Origin of the sequence: Rothia nasisuis (assembly GCF_928381405.1) — a bacterium.
GTDB classification, from domain to species: Bacteria; Actinomycetota; Actinomycetes; order Actinomycetales; family Micrococcaceae; genus Rothia; species Rothia nasisuis.
On sequence record NZ_CAKMSB010000036.1, the window covers coordinates 1 to 657 of the forward strand.

The following is a 657-nucleotide window of genomic DNA, read 5'->3' on the forward strand; positions in this document are numbered from 1 at the left end:
TTACCAGGTGGGTGTGGGTGTGGCGGTGGAGTCGGGGCAGCCCCAGGCGGTGGGTTCTTGGGCGCAGGTGCCATCGACCAGTCTGACTTCGGTGCGCCAGACGCGGATGAGTTGGGGTTCTGTGGTTGCTTGTCCTGTTCCGCTCATGACGTGCCAGGGGCCTCCGTTGATGGAGTATTCTCCGCGGTAGTGGGTGGTGAGGGTGTAGTGGTAGTTGCCGGTGGTGGTGTATTGATGGGAGGTGGGGGTTTGTTGGTCCCAGGTTTCTGGTGGGAGTGGGTAGCCGGGGTGGGTGGTGGTGAGGGTGGTGCCGTCTCCGTAGGTGTAGGTGTAGATGATGGGGGTGGCTCGGGCTTGGATGGGGGTGTTGTTGATGTGGGTGGTGAATTCTTGGGTGGTGGGGGTGGTGTAGAAGTTGGTGTTGTAGTTTTTGAGGGTGTGGGGTGGGTTTTGTTGGTGGATGGGGGTGGGGGTGAGGCCGAGGTGTTGGAGGTCTTCGACGGTGAGGATGATGGGGGTTTGTTGTGTGGGGTCTGTTGGGCTGGTGGGGTCTGTTGGGTCGGTGGGGTCTGTTGGGTTGGTGGGGTCTATTGTGCGGGGTGCGCAGAGGTAGGTGGCGCCGAGGTTGTCGGTGATGATGCCTGGTGCGTCGTTGGG

The 657-nt window shown here is 61.3% G+C and carries 1 pseudogene; it reads right to left on the minus strand.

Features of this window, described 5'->3' with window-relative positions:
* A pseudogene (locus L6966_RS12130) lies at positions 1-657 on the minus strand (hypothetical protein); the annotation flags it as partial.